The 16,045-nt window shown below is 69.3% G+C and carries 18 protein-coding genes and 1 pseudogene; 3 read left to right on the top strand and 16 right to left on the bottom strand.

Going from position 1 to position 16,045, the window contains the following annotated elements:
- Positions 1-14: 14 nt before the first annotated feature.
- The gene (glmS, locus tag FRZ03_RS03120; protein WP_146463587.1) at positions 15-1,862 is read right to left on the bottom strand and encodes a glutamine--fructose-6-phosphate transaminase (isomerizing); all 1,848 of its coding nucleotides are present in this window, start codon (positions 1,860-1,862) and stop codon (positions 15-17) included.
- A 195-nt stretch (positions 1,863-2,057) separates the two neighbouring features.
- Here glmS and coaA point away from each other — a divergent pair, with 195 nt between their 5' ends.
- Positions 2,058-3,026: a type I pantothenate kinase gene (coaA, locus tag FRZ03_RS03115; RefSeq protein WP_186785232.1), complete on the top strand. Its 969-nt coding sequence runs from the start codon at positions 2,058-2,060 to the stop codon at positions 3,024-3,026.
- Between the two features lie 54 nt (positions 3,027-3,080).
- Positions 3,081-4,009 (top strand): annotated as a pseudogene (locus FRZ03_RS03110) (DUF389 domain-containing protein).
- A 75-nt stretch (positions 4,010-4,084) separates the two neighbouring features.
- Here the strand turns inward: FRZ03_RS03110 and glmM are convergent.
- From glmM to rplM, 3 genes are all read right to left on the bottom strand, one after another.
- On the bottom strand, positions 4,085-5,443 hold the full coding sequence (gene glmM / locus FRZ03_RS03105; protein ID WP_146463585.1) for a phosphoglucosamine mutase: 1,359 nt from the start codon (positions 5,441-5,443) through the stop codon (positions 4,085-4,087).
- Positions 5,444-5,639: 196 nt separating this feature from the next.
- Positions 5,640-6,152 (bottom strand): 30S ribosomal protein S9, encoded by a 513-nt coding sequence (gene rpsI / locus FRZ03_RS03100; protein WP_146463584.1) that lies wholly within the window; start codon positions 6,150-6,152, stop codon positions 5,640-5,642.
- A gap of 42 nt (positions 6,153-6,194) precedes the next feature.
- Entirely contained in the window at positions 6,195-6,638 is a 444-nt protein-coding gene (gene rplM, locus FRZ03_RS03095) for a 50S ribosomal protein L13 (protein ID WP_146463583.1), read from the bottom strand.
- A 387-nt stretch (positions 6,639-7,025) separates the two neighbouring features.
- On the opposite strand from rplM, the gene FRZ03_RS03090 reads away from it, so the two are divergent.
- Positions 7,026-7,922 (top strand): hypothetical protein, encoded by an 897-nt coding sequence (locus FRZ03_RS03090; protein ID WP_146463582.1) that lies wholly within the window; start codon positions 7,026-7,028, stop codon positions 7,920-7,922.
- A 15-nt stretch (positions 7,923-7,937) separates the two neighbouring features.
- On the opposite strand, the gene truA is transcribed toward FRZ03_RS03090, so the two are convergent.
- From truA to rpmD, 12 genes are all read right to left on the bottom strand, one after another.
- Positions 7,938-8,789: a tRNA pseudouridine(38-40) synthase TruA gene (truA, locus tag FRZ03_RS03085; RefSeq protein ID WP_146463581.1), complete on the bottom strand. Its 852-nt coding sequence runs from the start codon at positions 8,787-8,789 to the stop codon at positions 7,938-7,940.
- Between the two features lie 73 nt (positions 8,790-8,862).
- Positions 8,863-9,357, bottom strand: coding sequence for a 50S ribosomal protein L17 (gene rplQ, locus FRZ03_RS03080; protein WP_070026307.1), 495 nt, complete (start codon positions 9,355-9,357; stop codon positions 8,863-8,865).
- A gap of 182 nt (positions 9,358-9,539) precedes the next feature.
- Positions 9,540-10,562 (bottom strand): DNA-directed RNA polymerase subunit alpha, encoded by a 1,023-nt coding sequence (locus FRZ03_RS03075; protein WP_003966937.1) that lies wholly within the window; start codon positions 10,560-10,562, stop codon positions 9,540-9,542.
- A gap of 129 nt (positions 10,563-10,691) precedes the next feature.
- The gene (rpsK, locus tag FRZ03_RS03070) at positions 10,692-11,096 is read right to left on the bottom strand and encodes a 30S ribosomal protein S11 (RefSeq protein ID WP_003956432.1); all 405 of its coding nucleotides are present in this window, start codon (positions 11,094-11,096) and stop codon (positions 10,692-10,694) included.
- A 66-nt stretch (positions 11,097-11,162) separates the two neighbouring features.
- Positions 11,163-11,543, bottom strand: a complete 381-nt coding sequence (gene rpsM, locus FRZ03_RS03065; protein ID WP_009300593.1) for a 30S ribosomal protein S13 — start codon at positions 11,541-11,543, stop codon at positions 11,163-11,165.
- A 192-nt stretch (positions 11,544-11,735) separates the two neighbouring features.
- Complete coding sequence (gene rpmJ, locus FRZ03_RS03060) at positions 11,736-11,849, bottom strand: 50S ribosomal protein L36 (protein ID WP_003998809.1); 114 nt, start codon at positions 11,847-11,849, stop codon at positions 11,736-11,738.
- A 60-nt stretch (positions 11,850-11,909) separates the two neighbouring features.
- Complete coding sequence (infA, locus tag FRZ03_RS03055; protein WP_003948620.1) at positions 11,910-12,131, bottom strand: translation initiation factor IF-1; 222 nt, start codon at positions 12,129-12,131, stop codon at positions 11,910-11,912.
- Between the two features lie 167 nt (positions 12,132-12,298).
- Complete coding sequence (gene map / locus FRZ03_RS03050; RefSeq protein WP_146463611.1) at positions 12,299-13,135, bottom strand: type I methionyl aminopeptidase; 837 nt, start codon at positions 13,133-13,135, stop codon at positions 12,299-12,301.
- 103 nt (positions 13,136-13,238) lie between these two features.
- Complete coding sequence (locus tag FRZ03_RS03045) at positions 13,239-13,904, bottom strand: adenylate kinase (RefSeq protein ID WP_146463580.1); 666 nt, start codon at positions 13,902-13,904, stop codon at positions 13,239-13,241.
- Complete coding sequence (gene secY, locus FRZ03_RS03040; RefSeq protein ID WP_070026310.1) at positions 13,904-15,217, bottom strand: preprotein translocase subunit SecY; 1,314 nt, start codon at positions 15,215-15,217, stop codon at positions 13,904-13,906. Before secY ends, FRZ03_RS03045 begins: the two co-directional genes overlap by 1 nt.
- A gap of 186 nt (positions 15,218-15,403) precedes the next feature.
- Positions 15,404-15,859, bottom strand: a complete 456-nt coding sequence (gene rplO / locus FRZ03_RS03035; protein WP_070026311.1) for a 50S ribosomal protein L15 — start codon at positions 15,857-15,859, stop codon at positions 15,404-15,406.
- A 2-nt stretch (positions 15,860-15,861) separates the two neighbouring features.
- Positions 15,862-16,044: a 50S ribosomal protein L30 gene (gene rpmD / locus FRZ03_RS03030; protein WP_003974250.1), complete on the bottom strand. Its 183-nt coding sequence runs from the start codon at positions 16,042-16,044 to the stop codon at positions 15,862-15,864.
- Position 16,045 lies beyond the last annotated feature (1 nt).

The following is a 16,045-nucleotide window of genomic DNA, read 5'->3' as shown; positions in this document are numbered from 1 at the left end:
GATCCGGGGCGGGGCTACTCCACCGTCACCGACTTCGCCAGGTTCCGCGGCTGGTCCACCTCGTTGCCCCGCGCGGCGGCCAGCTCGCAGGCGAAGACCTGGAGCGGCACGGTGGCCACCACCGGCTGCAGCAGGGTGGGCGTGGCCGGGATGCGGATCAGGTGGTCGGCGTACGGGACGACCGCCTCGTCCCCCTCCTCGGCGATCACGATGGTGCGCGCCCCGCGCGCCCGGATCTCCTGGATGTTGGAGACGATCTTGTCGTGCAGGAGGGAGCGGCCGCGCGGCGACGGCACGACCACCACCACCGGCATGTCCTCCTCGATCAGCGCGATCGGGCCGTGCTTCAGCTCGCCCGCCGCGAAGCCCTCGGCGTGCATGTAGGCGAGTTCCTTGAGCTTGAGCGCGCCTTCGAGGGCGACCGGGTAGCCGACGTGCCGGCCCAGGAAGAGCACGGTGTCCTTGGCGGCCAGCGTGCGGGCCAGCGCCCGTACCGGCTCCATGGTCTCCAGGACGCGCTCGACCTCGACCGAGATCCGGGACAGGTCCTTGATCACCGCCTGGACCTCGTCGCCCCACTTGGTGCCGCGCACCTGGCCCAGGTAGAGGGCGACCAGGTAGCAGGCGACCAGCTGGGTGAGGAAGGCCTTGGTGGAGGCGACGGCGACCTCGGGCCCCGCGTGCGTGTAGAGCACCGCGTCCGACTCGCGCGGGATGGTGGAACCGTTGGTGTTGCAGATGGCCAGCACCTTGGAACCCTGCTCGCGGGCGTGCCGCAGGGCCATCAGGGTGTCCATGGTCTCGCCGGACTGGGAGATCGCGATCACCAAGGAGCGGCTGCCCAGGATGGGGTCCCGGTAGCGGAACTCGCTGGCCAGCTCCACCTCGCAGGGAATCCGCGTCCAGTGCTCGATGGCGTACTTGGCGATCAGCCCGGCGTGGAAGGCCGTACCGCACGCCACGATCACGACCTTGTCGGTCTCGCGCAGCTCGGTCGGGGAGATCCGCAGCTCGTCCAGGGTGAGCGAGCCGGACGGGTCGATCCGGCCGAGCAGGGTGTCGGCGACCGCCTTGGGCTGCTCGGCGATCTCCTTGAGCATGAAGTAGTCGTAGCCGTCCTTCTCGGCGGCCGAGGCGTCCCAGTCCACGTGGTAGGAGTGCACCTCGGCGGGGCGGCCGTCGAAGCCGGTGACGGTCACGCCGTCCCGGCGCAGCTCCACCACCTGGTCCTGGCCCAGCTCGATCGCCGAGCGGGTGTGGGCGATGAACGCGGCGACGTCCGAGGCCAGGAACGCCTCGCCCTCGCCGACGCCGACCACCAGCGGGGAGTTGCGGCGCGCGCCGACCACCACGTCGGGGGCGTCGGCGTGCACCGCGACCAGCGTGAACGCGCCTTCAAGGCGCCGGCACACCAGCCGCATCGCCTCCGCGAGGTCGCCGGTCACCGAGAACTCCTCGGCCAGCAGATGGGCGACGACCTCGGTGTCCGTCTCGGAGTTCAGCACATGGCCGCGCTCGGCCAGCTCGGCCCGGAGCACCGCGAAGTTCTCGATGATGCCGTTGTGGACGACGGCGACCCGGCCCGCGTTGTCCAGGTGCGGGTGCGCGTTGGCGTCCGTGGGACCGCCGTGGGTGGCCCAGCGGGTGTGCCCGATGCCCGTCGAACCGGCCGGCAGCGGCCGCTCGACCAGCTCCTTCTCCAGGTTGACCAGTTTCCCGGCCTTCTTCGCGGCGGCCAGACCGCCGTCCGCCGGCAGGGCGATGCCCGCCGAGTCGTACCCCCGGTACTCCAGCCGCTTCAGCCCGGCCATCACGACATCGAGCGCCGACTGCGACCCTACGTATCCCACGATTCCGCACATGGGCGGCAGCCTACGGTCAGCCCGGCGCCAAAAACCGTTACCCCTTGCCCGAATTCGGAAATTCCCACAGGCATACGAACGCTCGCCCGGCCCGGTGGCGCGCGTCTGACGGGGCGCCCGGTGGCGTGACGGACCCCACCTCCCGTGCCGTTCAAACTCCGTTAACAATGGAATGTGATCTCACCGGTCCCCTCGATGCCCCGGAGCGCCCACCGGCACAGGCCGGAGGCGACTCCCTACGTCGACCTCACCCGAGCCGAGTGGAGCGCGCTGCGCGACAAGACGCCGCTGCCCCTCACCGCCGAGGAGGTGGAGAAGCTGCGCGGTCTGGGCGACGTGATCGACCTGGACGAGGTGCGCGACATCTACCTCCCGCTGTCCCGGCTGCTGAACCTCTACGTCGGCGCCACCGACGGCCTCAGAGGCGCCCTGAACACCTTCCTCGGCGAGCAGGGCTCCCAGTCCGGCACCCCGTTCGTCATAGGTGTGGCCGGCTCCGTCGCCGTCGGCAAGTCCACCGTCGCCCGTCTCCTGCAGGCCCTGCTGTCCCGCTGGCCCGAGCATCCGCGCGTGGAGCTGGTCACCACCGACGGCTTCCTGCTGCCCACCCGGGAACTGGAGGCCCGCGGCCTGATGTCCCGCAAGGGCTTCCCCGAGTCGTACGACCGCCGGGCGCTGACCCGCTTCGTCGCCGACATCAAGGCCGGCAAGGCCGAGGTGACCGCGCCGGTCTACTCCCACCTGATCTACGACATCGTGCCCGACCAGAAGCTCACCGTCCGCCGCCCCGACATCCTGATCGTGGAGGGCCTCAACGTCCTCCAGCCCGCACTGCCCGGCAAGGACGGCCGCACCAGGGTCGGCCTCGCCGACTACTTCGACTTCAGCGTGTACGTCGACGCGAGCGCCGAGGACATCGAGAGCTGGTACCTCAGCCGCTTCAAGAAACTGCGCCAGACGGCGTTCCAGGACCCCCACTCGTACTTCCGCAAGTACACCCAGGTCTCCGAGGAGGAGGCCCTCGACTACGCCCGCACCCTGTGGCGCACGATCAACAAACCCAACCTGGTCGAGAACATCGCCCCCACCCGCGGCCGGGCCACCCTGATCGTGCGCAAGGGCCCGGACCACAAGGTGCAGCGGCTGCGCCTGCGCAAGCTGTAGGCGGGGCGGCGGAGCAGGCCGAGGCGGCGCGGCGCACCTGTTACAAAGGGCGCCATGCTGCATCTGCGCCTGATCACCCCGGCCGAACGGACCGACGAGGTGGTGCGACTGATCGAGGACACGGTCGGCACCGCCCACCTCGCGGTGATACCGGGGGCCGCCCGCGACCCGGCCGGTGACCTGGTGCTGTGCGACGTCGCCCGGGAGGCGGGCGACGGGCTCATCGCCGGGCTGCGGCACCTGGGCCTGGACGACACCGGCGCGATCGCCGTCGAGGAGATCGGCCGTCCCTGTCCCGGCGGGCCGATCAGGCCGAGCGGGACGCCCCGGGCGAGGGCGCGGACGCGGTGCTCTGGGAGGGCCTGACCGAGGCCACCCACGAGGAGTCCACCCTGTCGGTCACCTACCTGGCGTTCATCACGCTGGCCACGATGATCGCGGCCTGCGGCGTGGTGCTGGACAACGCGGTGCTGATCGTCGGCGCGATGGCCGTGGGCCCCGAGTTCGGTCCACTGGCCGGCATCTCCACGGCCCTGGTCCGGCGCCGCCCGCGGCTCGCGCTGCGCTCGCTGACCGCCCTGTTGGTGGGCTTCGCGGCGGCGATGGCGGTGACGGTCGGCTTCACCCTGTTCATGGACGCCGTCGGCCTGTTCCAGCGCTCCGCGCTGGAGGGCAGCCGCCCCAACACCGCGTTCGTCTACGCGCCGGACGCCTTCTCCTTCATCGTGGCGCTGCTGGCGGGAGTGGCCGGCACCCTCTCCCTGACCTCCGCCAAGTCCGGCGCCCTGGTGGGCGTCGCCATCTCGGTCACCACGGTCCCGGCCGCCGCCAACGCGGCGGTGGCCCTGGCCTACGGCGACACCGGCCAGACCGCGGGCTCGGCCGAACAGCTCCTGCTGAACCTGGCCGGCATCGTGCTGGCGGGCGCGCTCACCTTGCTCGCCCAGAAGTACCTCTGGCGGCGCCGGCGGCAGCAGGGCTGAGGGGCGCGGGGGCCGTTGCACGCATACGGCCCCCGCCGCGCGGGCGCGAGCGGACCGCCCGCGCCCCGAACCGCCTTATCCCAGGGCCGACTTCACCGCGTCGGCGAGCCGCCCGGCCACCGACCGCGCCTGCTCGATGTCCGCCGCCTCGACCATCACCCGGACCAGCGGCTCGGTACCGGAAGGCCGCAGCAGCACCCGCCCGGTCTCCCCGAGCTCCCGCTCCGCCTCGCCGACGGCCGCGGCCAGGTCGGCGGAGGTCCGCACCCGCGACTTGTCGACGTCGGGCACATTGATGAGCACCTGCGGCAGCCGCTCCATCACGGACGCCAACTCCCGCAGGCTGCGGCCGCTTTCGGCGACCCGCGCGGCCAGCAGCAGACCGGTCAGCGTGCCGTCGCCGGTCGTCGCGTGGTCGAGGACGATCACATGCCCGGACTGCTCACCGCCGAGGGCGAACCCGTGCCGCTTCATCTCCTCCAGCACGTACCGGTCGCCCACGGCCGTCTGCACCAGCCGGATGCCCGCCTTCTCCATCGCCAGCTTGAAGCCGAGGTTGGACATCACGGTCGCCACCACGGTGTCCGCCCGCAGCTCGGAGCGCTCCCGCATCGCGAGGGCGAGCACGGAGAGGATCTGGTCGCCGTCCACCTCCTCGCCGGTGTGGTCCACCGCGAGGCACCGGTCGGCGTCGCCGTCGTGCGCGATGCCGAAGTCCGCGCCGTGCTCGACCACGGCCGCCTTCAGCGGGCCGAGGTGCGTGGAGCCGCAGCCGTCGTTGATGTTGAGGCCGTCCGGCTCGGCGCCGATGGTGACGACCTGCGCACCGGCCCGGGTGAAGGCCTCCGGCGAGACCCCCGAGGCCGCGCCGTTCGCCTCGTCCAAGACGATCTTCAGCCCGTCCAGCCGGTTGGGCAGCACCGACAGCAGGTGCGCGACGTACTGCTCGAAGCCCTCGTCGTAGGAGCGCACCCGGCCGACGCCGGCGCCGGTCGGCCGCTGCCACGGCTCGCCGTGCCGGTGCGACTCGTACACCGCCTCGATCCGGTCCTCCAGCTCGTCGGCGAGCTTGTGACCGCCGCGGGCGAAGAACTTGACGCCGTTGTCCGGCATGGCGTTGTGGCTGGCGGAGAGCATCACGCCGAGGTCGGCACCGAGCGCGCCGGTGAGGTGGGCCACCGCGGGCGTCGGCAGCACGCCGACCCGCAGGACGTCCACCCCCGCGCTCGCCAGGCCCGCGACGACCGCCGCCTCCAGGAACTCCCCGGACGCCCGCGGGTCCCGGCCGACCACGGCCTTCGGCCGGTGGCCCTCGAAGGTGCCCGCCTCGGCCAGCACGTGCGCCGCGGCCACGGAGAGGCCGAGGGCCATCTCGGCCGTCAGATCCGCGTTGGCGACACCGCGCACGCCATCCGTGCCGAAGAGTCGTCCCACTTGTCCTCCTGAGGAAGCATCGATGGCGTAAACGGACGGGCACCGGGTCGATGGGGGGCGCCTCGCCATCCGATCACACAAGCCTTTGAGCGTCTTGTGTCGTTATACGCCCTTGGCTGAGATAAACGAACGCCCCGACGGCACAAGTGGCGTGCCGCCGGGGCGTTCGGAGTACGAGCAGGCAGCTCGGGCTTGCTTAGCGCTTGCTGTACTGCGGAGCCTTGCGGGCCTTCTTCAGACCGGCCTTCTTCCGCTCGACCGCGCGGTCGTCGCGGCGCAGGAAGCCGGCCTTCTTCAGCGGGCCGCGGTTGTTGTCGACGTCCGCCTCGTTCAGCGCACGGGCGACACCGAGACGGAGCGCACCGGCCTGACCGGAGACACCGCCACCGGCGATGCGGGCGACGACGTCGTAACGGCCCTCGAGCTCGAGCACCTTGAAGGGCTCGTTGACCTCCTGCTGGTGCACCTTGTTCGGGAAGTAGTCCTCGAGGGTGCGGCCGTTGATCTTCCACTTGCCGGTGCCCGGAACGATCCGGACGCGGGCGATGGCGTTCTTGCGGCGGCCCAGGCCGGCGGCCGGCTGGGGCTCGCCGAAGCGGGAGGCCAGGGACTCCGAGGTGTACTCGCCCTCGACGGGGACCTCGGACTCGGTGGTGTAGCTGTCGATGTCAAGCTCTTCGAGCGGCTGCTCGGCAGTGGTCTCGGCCACGATTCTCCTCAGATTCTCTTCAGTCTTAGGGGGTGGCCGGACTTACTGCGCGACCTGGGTGATCTCGAACGGCACCGGCTGCTGGGCAGCGTGCGGGTGCTGGTCACCCTTGTAGACCTTCAGCTTCGAGAGCATCTGACGGCCCAGGGAGTTCTTGGGGAGCATGCCCTTGACGGCCTTCTCGACGGCCTTCTCGGGGTTGTTGGCCAGCAGGTCGTCGTAGCGGACGGACCGCAGACCACCCGGGTAGCCGGAGTGGCGGTAGGCCATCTTCTGGGTCCGCTTGTTGCCGGACAGGTGCACCTTGTCGGCGTTGATGATGATGACGAAGTCACCAGCGTCTACGTGCGGCGCGTAGATCGGCTTGTGCTTGCCCCGGAGGAGGGTCGCAGCAGTGGTGGCGAGACGGCCCAGGACAACGTCCTGAGCGTCGATGACGTGCCACTGGCGCGTCACATCGCCGGGCTTGGGGCTGTACGTACGCACGGTTCGTAGCCTTCGCTTCGAGTGAATGGTCCTGAACAGGTCACCGAAACGATCACGACAGCCTTGACCGCACTGCGGTGACGCAAACCGCGCGCTGGTCGCTGGTCATCGGCCCGGTGGACCGGTGTAAGGGCCCGTCCCGTGAGAATGAGCAAGCCAATACACAACGAAGAAGCAGGTTACCTGGCAGCCCCCGGACGGGTCAAAACGAGGCAGGACGCCCGGCGGGCCCTGCGCCGCCTCCCCCGCGTCCAGTGCGCTGGGGGTGCCCCCGCGCGAGCGAAGCCGAGCGTGGGGGAGTCGGCGACCGACGACAACGCGGCAGACGTGCGTGCCAGACCCCGCGAGCCCGGCCGGATCCAGACGAGAGGCCCTAAGATGCGCCCCATGAGTTACGGGCAGGGGGGACCCCAGTCTCAGTGGGATCCCTGGAAACCGCAATCCCAGCAGCCGCAGCAGCCCCAGCAGCCCTGGGGCAGCGCCGGCGACGACGGGACACCGGACTGGGCCGCCCTCGCGGAGGCCTCGGAGACCCGCAGCAAGCGGCGCAAACTGCTGCTCATCGGCGGTGGCGCGCTCGCCACGATCGCCATCGGCACCGCGGTCGCCCTGGCCGTCGTCTCGGCGAACGGGCACAGCGGCCCCTCGGGCCACGCCTCGCAGCTGCCCAGCGCCACCCTGCCCGGCGGCTCGGCCGGCGCCGTGCCCTCCTTCGCCCCCACCAGCGCCCCGCCGCCGCTGGACCCGAAGGACTTCATATCCAGCGCAAAGAAGGACACCGCCCCGCTGAGCCCCGCGACCCTGTTCCCGGGCACCCGGCTGACCATGGGCAGCACGGTGTACACGAAGGGCGCGACCAGTGACACCACCAGCTGCGCCGGCGCCGCGGGCGGCACCCTGCCCCAGATCCTCACCGCCAACGGCTGCACCCGGCTGATGCGCGCCACCTACACCCACGGGAACGTCGCGGTCACCGTCGGCGTCGCCCTGTTCGACACCGAGGCCCAGGCGGCCAAGGCCCGCAGACAGACCGACGACCACAGCATCGTGCGCTCGCTGTCCGGCCAGGGCGTCGCCGCCTTCTGCGACGGCGCGACCTGCCGCTCGACCCGCAACGCCTACGGCCGCTACGCCTACTTCACCCTCGCCGGCTTCACCACCGGCAAGAGCGTCACCACCAAGGACACCGAGGTCTTCAGCGCCGGCGACAACCTGGCGGAGTTCACCTTCCAGCAGATCCGCCGCCGCGGCCAGGCGCAGGCGTCCGCGGCGGCGAACCGGTAGCCCGGCGCCTCCGGCTCAGCAGCACCCCGCCGACGGCAGCGAGCGCTTGTTGCGGGCCTCCTTGTTACGGGCGGCCAGCAGCTCGTCGGCGGGGTAGCCGACCTCCTCCAGGGTCAGCCCGTGCGGCCGTACGACATGGACGGCCGAGTCCCGGGTCCCCGCGGCCAGCACCTTCCCCGGCCACTGGGGCCCGCGGTGCCCGTCGCCGACGAACAGCAGCGCGCCGATCAGCGAACGCACCATGTTGTGGCAGAACGCGTCGGCCCGCACCGTCGCCGTGATCACGCCGTCCGCGCCCCGCACCAGACTCAGCTCCTGGAGCGTCCGGATCGTGGTGGCGCCCTCCCGCCGCTTGCAGTACGCGGCGAAGTCGTGCTCCCCGAGCAGCTCCCGCGCGGCCTCGTTCATGGCGTCCACGTCGAGCGGCCAGTCGTGCCAGAGCACATGGCCGCGCAGCAGCGGGTCCACTCCCCCGGGGTTGTCCGTCACCCGGTACGCGTAGCGCCGCCAGATCGCCGAGAACCGCGCGTTGAACCCCTCCGGGGCCTCCTCGGCCCGCCATATCCGCACGTCCTTCGGCAGCCGCCCGGCGAGCCGCTTGAGCAGCTTCTCGCGGTGCTCGGCCCACAGCTCGGCCGGCAGGTCGACATGCGCCACCTGGCCGCGCGCGTGCACCCCGGCGTCGGTGCGCCCGGCCACGGTCAGCTCGTACGTCTCCTTCGACCGCGTCACCGTGCGCAGCGCGTCCTCGATCTCCCCCTGCACGGTCCGCTTGCCGCCGGCCTGCTTGGCCCAGCCGTGGAAATCGGTGCCGTCGTAGGACAGATCGAGGCGGACACGGACATGGCCCGGCTGTACTTCACTCACACACAGATCCTCTCAAGTACGCGAAAGCGGGCCCGCCCGAAGGGCGAACCCGCTTCCCGCGTCAGGCTGAGCCTCAGGCGTCCTTGGACTCCTCGGCAGCGGCCTCCTCGGCCGGCGCCTCGGTGGCCTCGGCGGCCTTGGCCTCGTCGGCCTCCTTGACCGCGCGCTTGGTGGCGGCCTCGGCCTCACCCACGGCGTTCTGCTGCACCGTCAGCGCCTCGACCAGCTCGATCACGGCCATGGGCGCGTTGTCGCCACGGCGGTTGCCGATCTTGGTGATGCGGGTGTAACCACCCGGACGGTTCTCGTACCGCGGGCCGATCTCGGTGAAGAGCGTGTGCACGATGCTCTTGTCCGTGATGACCTGGAGCACCTGGCGGCGGTTGTGAAGGTCGCCCTTCTTCGCCTTGGTGATCAGACGCTCGGCGTACGGGCGCAGGCGGCGGGCCTTCGCCTCGGTGGTGGTGATGCGGCCGTGCTCGAAGAGGCTCTTCGCCAGGTTCGCGAGGAGCAGCTTCTCGTGCGCGGCGCTGCCGCCCAGACGGGCACCCTTGGTGGGCTTCGGCATTGTTCTTCTCCTGTGTGTCTGCCCCGGCCGTGTCAGGTACCGGGGTCAGTATCCGAGCAGACGGTTGTCTGTCGGAGATCCGGACGGGCCCCGAAGGGGCACCCGTCCGGAAGGGGCGCGGGGAGCTGCGCGACAAGCCACAGCGCACCCGCACCCGAAAACGGACCGTCCGGCCCGAGCTCTCAGTACTGCTCGGTCTCGACGAACCCGGCGTCCGCGTCGTCGTCCGCACCGAAGGCGTCCGCGGCGGCGGTCGGGTCGAATCCGGGCGGGCTGTCCTTGAGGGCCAGGCCCATGCCGGCCAGCTTCGCCTTGACCTCGTCGATCGACTTCGCACCGAAGTTGCGGATGTCGAGCAGGTCGGCCTCGGAGCGGGCGACGAGCTCACCCACGGAGTGGATGCCCTCGCGCTTGAGGCAGTTGTACGACCGAACGGTGAGCTCCAGCTCCTCGATCGGCAGCGCCAGGTCGGCGGCGAGCGCGGCGTCCGTCGGGGACGGACCCATGTCGATGCCCTCGGCGTCGATGTTCAGCTCGCGCGCGAGACCGAACAGCTCGACCAGGGTCTTGCCCGCGGAGGCCATGGCGTCACGCGGACGCATCGCCTGCTTGGTCTCGACGTCCACGATCAGCTTGTCGAAGTCGGTGCGCTGCTCGACACGCGTGGCCTCGACCTTGTACGTGACCTTCAGAACCGGCGAGTAGATCGAGTCGACCGGGATACGGCCGATCTCCTGGCCCACCTGCTTGTTCTGCACGGCGGAGACGTAGCCGCGACCGCGCTCGACGGTCAGCTCCATCTCCAGCTTGCCCTTGCCGTTGAGCGTGGCGAGGACGAGGTCGGGGTTGTGCACCTCGACACCGGCCGGGGGCGCGATGTCGGCGGCGGTGACCAGACCCGGGCCCTGCTTGCGCAGGTACATCACGACCGGCTCGTCGTGCTCCGAGGAGACGACCAGCTGCTTGATGTTGAGGATCAGGTCGGTGACGTCCTCCTTGACGCCCGGCACGGTGGTGAACTCGTGCAGCACGCCGTCGATCCGGATGCTCGTGACGGCGGCACCGGGGATCGAGGACAGGAGGGTACGGCGGAGGGAGTTGCCGAGGGTGTAGCCGAAGCCCGGCTCCAGCGGCTCGATCACGAACCGGGAGCGGAACTCGTCGACGACCTCTTCGGTCAACGAGGGACGCTGAGCGATCAGCATGGAATGAATCCTTCAGTCAGGGGCGCCCGCTATTTGACGCCCGACTCTGTACTGCAAGGGTACGGGCGGCACGGCTTCTGAACAGAGGCCGTGCCGCCCGGAACCGCAAATCCAGCGGAGCGCTGAGCGTCAGACGCGACGGCGCTTCGGGGGACGGCAGCCGTTGTGCGGGGTCGGGGTGACGTCCTGGATGGAGCCGACCTCGAGGCCCGTGGCCTGCAGGGAGCGGATCGCGGTCTCACGGCCGGAACCCGGGCCCTTGACGAACACGTCGACCTTGCGCATGCCGTGCTCCTGGGCGCGGCGGGCAGCCGACTCGGCGGCCATCTGCGCGGCGAACGGCGTGGACTTCCGGGAGCCCTTGAAGCCGACGTGGCCGGCGGAGGCCCAGGAGATCACGTTGCCCGAGGGGTCCGTGATCGAGACGATCGTGTTGTTGAACGTGCTCTTGATGTGCGCGTGGCCGTGAGCGACGTTCTTCTTTTCCTTGCGGCGCACCTTCTTGGCAGCGCCCTGACGACCCTTGGGGGGCATCTACAAACTCCTAGAGGGAGGTGGTCGGTCCTACAGCGAAGACCGTGGACAGAGGTCCGCTGCGGACTACTTCTTGCCCGGCTTCTTCTTGCCGGCGATGGCGCGACGCGGGCCCTTGCGGGTACGGGCGTTGGTGCTGGTGCGCTGACCGCGGACGGGCAGACCGCGACGGTGACGGAGACCCTGGTAGCAGCCGATCTCGACCTTGCGGCGGATGTCGGCCTGGATCTCGCGACGGAGGTCACCCTCGGTCTTGATGTTGTTGTCGACGTACTCGCGGATCGCGACCAGCTGCTCTTCGCTCAGGTCACGAACGCGGGTGTTCGGGTCGACGCCGGTCGCAGCCAGCGTCTCCTTCGAGAGGGTCCGGCCGATGCCGAACACGTAGGTGAGGGCGACCTCCACGCGCTTTTCGCGCGGGATGTCAACACCGGAAACGCGTGCCATTCAATGGCTCCTGGTGAATCTTCGGAGGTCTTCCGCAGAACCGGCTCCCGGCCGCCGTATGAGGTACGAACCGGGTCCCCGGCCTCCGAACCGGGGGTGTCGAGCCGCTCGGCTCGGGTTCTGCGTATGAACAATTCAGCTCGCGTCGCGCGAAGACTCTGCGATAGAGGTGCAGAGAGGGGTGGTCGTGCGTCAGCCCTGGCGCTGCTTGTGGCGCGGGTTCTCGCAGATGACCATGACCCGGCCGTGACGGCGGATCACCCTGCACTTGTCGCAGATCTTCTTGACGCTCGGCTTGACCTTCATGGGGTGAGGTTCTCCGGGTCAGTGCCATCGCACCGGGCGAACCCGGGGCGCGGGCAAGATCTACTTGTACCGGTAGACGATCCGGCCACGCGTCAGGTCGTACGGAGACAGCTCCACCACGACCCGGTCGTCAGGGAGGATGCGGATGTAGTGCATACGCATCTTGCCGCTGATGTGTGCCAGGACCTGGTGGCCGTTCTGGAGCTCGACCTTGAACATGGCGTTCGGCAGAGACTCGACGACAGTGCCCTCGATCTCGATGGCACCTTGCTTCTTGGCCACGCTTCGCCCTTCGAATCGACTACCTTGATCGACTCTCCCGCGTCCCTTACGGGCGCATGCGGACATGCGGGTGCACGAGAGCCGACGAGTCAGTCTACGTCGGCGCACCCGGAAACGCGAATCGAGGAATTCTGCCCCACGAGGGCGGCCCCTATGCGAGCCGCTGTTCAGGCAAGCGGGTCGGGGGCCGCGGTGATGCCGTGCTCCGCCAGCTTCGCCTTGCCGCCGTCGACCGCGGTGAGGACCAGCGGGCCGTCCTCCGTCAGCGCCACGGAGTGCTCCCAGTGCGAGGACCAGGTGCCGTCGGTCGTGATGACCGTCCAGTCGTCCTCCAGGACCTCGGTCCTGGGCGTGCCGAGGGACACCATCGGCTCGATGGCCAGGCAGAAGCCGGGGACCAGCTTGGGGCCCTTGCCGCGCCGCCGGTCGACGTAGTTCAGCAGGTGCGGGTCCATGTGCATCTCGGTGCCGATGCCGTGGCCGCCGTAGTCCTCGATGATCCCGTACCGGCCGCCGCCCGGCTTCGGCTGGCGGCGGATGTACGTCTCGATGGCCCGGGAGACGTCGACCAGCCGGTTGCCCTGCTTCATCGCCGCGATGCCGGCCCACATCGACTCCTCGGTCACCCGGGACAGCTCGATCAGCTCCGGGGCGTGGCCGGAGCCGACGAAGGCCGTGTAGGCCGCGTCGCCGTGCCAGCCGTCCACGATCGCGCCGCAGTCGATGGAGATGATGTCGCCGTCCTTGAGGACGACGTCGTCGGACGGGATGCCGTGCACCACCACGTCGTTCACGGAGGTGCAGATGGTCGCGGGGAAGCCGCCGTAGCCCAGGAAGTTCGACTTGGCGCCGTGCTCGTCGAGCACCTTGCGGGCGACCTCGTCCAGGTCCTTGGTGGAGGCGCCGGGCACCGCGGCCTCCCGGGTGGCCGCGTGGATCGCGGCGACGACCAGGCCCGCCGCACGCATCTTGGCGATCTGCTCGGGCGTCTTGATCTGCACCATGGGGGGCCTGCGCTCTCCGTCACTCACGTCGACTGGGTGTACCTGTACAACACTACGGCCGCGGCGCCCCCTCGAGGGCACCGCGGCCGGTGGGCGGCCGGGCTTACTTGCTCTCGGCCTGCTCGCTCTTCAGCGCCTCCAGCGCGCGCTGGGTGACCTCGTCCACCGGGGCCTGCGCGGAGATCGTCCGGACCAGACCCTGCGACCTGTAGTAGTCGATGATGGGCTCGGTCTGCGTGTGGTAGACCTCCAGGCGCGTGCGGACGGTGTCCTCGGAGTCGTCCTCGCGCTGGTACAGCTCGCCGCCGCAGACGTCGCACACGCCCGCCTGCCGCGGCGCGTTGTAGTCCACGTGGAAGACGTGCGAGGAGTCGTTGCGGCAGATGCGGCGACCCGCGATGCGCTTGACGACCTCGTCCTCGGGGACCTCCAGGTCCAGCACCGCGTCCAGCGCCATGTTCTCGGTGCGCAGCAGCTCGTCCAGCGCCTCGGCCTGGGCCACGTTGCGCGGGAAGCCGTCCAGCAGGAATCCGCCCGCGGCGTCCGCCTGCTCCATGCGGTCCTTGGCCATCGCGATGGTGACCTCGTCGGGGACGAGGTTGCCGGCGTCCATGTAGGACTTGGCGAGCTTGCCCAGCTCGGTCTGACGGCTGATGTTGGCCCGGAACAGGTCACCCGTGGAGATGTGCGGGATGGCCAGCTGCTCGGCGAGCCGGACGGCTTGCGTTCCCTTACCGGCACCCGGCGGCCCGACGAGGACGATACGCATCAGCGGAGGAACCCTTCGTAATTGCGCTGCTGGAGCTGGCTCTCGATCTGCTTCACCGTTTCGAGGCCGACACCCACGATGATCAGGATGCTGGTACCGCCGAAGGGGAAGTTCTGGCTTGCCCCGAAGCCGACCAACGCCATTGTCGGTACGAGAGCGATCAGACCCAGATACAGCGAACCCGGCCAGGTGATCCGGTTGAGCACGTACGACAGGTACTCAGCGGTCGGTCGGCCAGCCCGGATGCCCGGGATGAAGCCACCATACTTCTTCATGTTGTCGGCGACTTCTTCGGGGTTGAAGGAGATCGCCACGTAGAAGAACGCGAAGAACACGATGAGCAAGAAGTACAGGGTGATGTAAATCGGGTGATCACCCTTGGTCAGGTTCTCCTGGACCCACTGCTTCCAGCCCGAGTTGCCGCCCGCGAACTGCGCCACGAGGGCCGGGATGTACAGCAGCGACGAGGCGAAGATGACCGGGATCACACCCGCCTGGTTCACCTTGAGCGGGATGTAGGTGGACGTACCGCCGTAGGAGCGACGGCCGATCATCCGCTTCGCGTACTGGACCGGGATGCGGCGCTGGGCCTGCTCGACGAAGACCACCAGCGCGACCATGACCAGGCCGACCAGGATCACGGTGCCGAACTCGATCCAGCCGCCGGCCAGGGTGCCCTGCTTCTTGATCGCCCACAGCGCGGACGGGAAGGTCGCGGCGATCGAGATGAACATCAGGATCGACATGCCGTTGCCGATGCCGCGGTCGGTGATCAGCTCGCCCAGCCACATCACCACGGTGGTGCCGGCGGTCATGCAGATGACCATCGTGATCGTGGTGAAGATCGCCTGGTCCGGGACGATGCTCGTGGAGACCGAGCAGCCGCTGAACAGCGCGCCGCTGCGGGCGGTGGCGACCAGGCCGGTGCCCTGCAGGATCGCGAGGGCGAGGGTGAGGTAACGGGTGTACTGCGTGATCTTCGCCGTCCCGGCCTGGCCCTCCTTCTTCAGGGCCTCCAGGCGCGGGATCACCACGGTCAGCAGCTGAAGGATGATGCTGGCGGTGATGTACGGCATGATGCCGAGCGCGAAGACCGTGATCTGCAGCAGCGCGCCGCCGCTGAACATGTTCACGAGGCCGAACAGGCCCTGGTTGGCCCCCGCCTCGCTCACGCACTGCTGGACGGCCTTGTAGTTGACGCCGGGGATCGGGATGTGGGTACCGACCCGGTAGACCACGATGATGCCCAGCGTGAAGAGCAGCTTCTTGCGCAGGTCGGGCGTCTTGAACGCCCGGGCGAACGCGGTGAGCACGGTGCCTCCTGCGACCCCCGCGCAACTGCGTCAAGGGTGACGGTCTGAGGTTCGACGAATAAGTGAGAACAGTGCAGGCCACCTTACCGGCGACCATGCCCCCCTTGGAACGACCAACCGGGGATACCTCATTGTGAGGTATCCCCGGTGGGATCGTTTACGTCATCGACGCGTCGTCCGAGGGGTTCAGACGAGCTCGGTGACCGTACCGCCGGCGGCGGTGATCTTCTCCTTGGCGGAGCCGGAGACGGCGTCGACCGTCACCTGCAGCGCCACGGAGACCTCGCCCTGGCCCAGGACCTTGACGAGGCTGTTCTTGCGAACGGCACCCTTCTCGACCAGGTCCTGGACGGTGACCTCGCCACCCTGCGGGTAGAGCGCGGCCAGCTTGTCCAGGTTGACGACCTGGTACTCGGTCTTGAACGGGTTCTTGAAGCCCTTCAGCTTCGGGAGGCGCATGTGCAGCGGCATCTGGCCGCCCTCGAAGCGCTCCGGAACCTGGTAACGGGCCTTGGTGCCCTTGGTACCACGACCGGCCGTCTTACCCTTCGACGCCTCACCACGACCCACACGGGTCTTGGCGGTCTTGGCGCCCGGGGCGGGACGGAGGTTGTGGATCTTGAGCGGGTTCTGCTCCGCCATGATCAGTCGACCTCCTCGACCGTCACGAGGTGGCGGACGGTGTGCACCATGCCGCGGAACTCGGGGCGGTCCTCCTTGACGACCTGCGTGTTGATGCCCTTGAGACCAAGGGAGCGCAGGGTGTCGCGGTGGTTCTGCTTGCTGCCGATGTAGGACTTGACCTGCGTGATCTTGAGCTGCGCCATG

The sequence above is a fragment of the Streptomyces misionensis genome (assembly GCF_007896895.1).
Taxonomy (GTDB): Bacteria; Actinomycetota; Actinomycetes; order Streptomycetales; family Streptomycetaceae; genus Streptomyces; species Streptomyces misionensis_A.
This window is presented reverse-complemented; position numbering and strand designations above follow the sequence as displayed.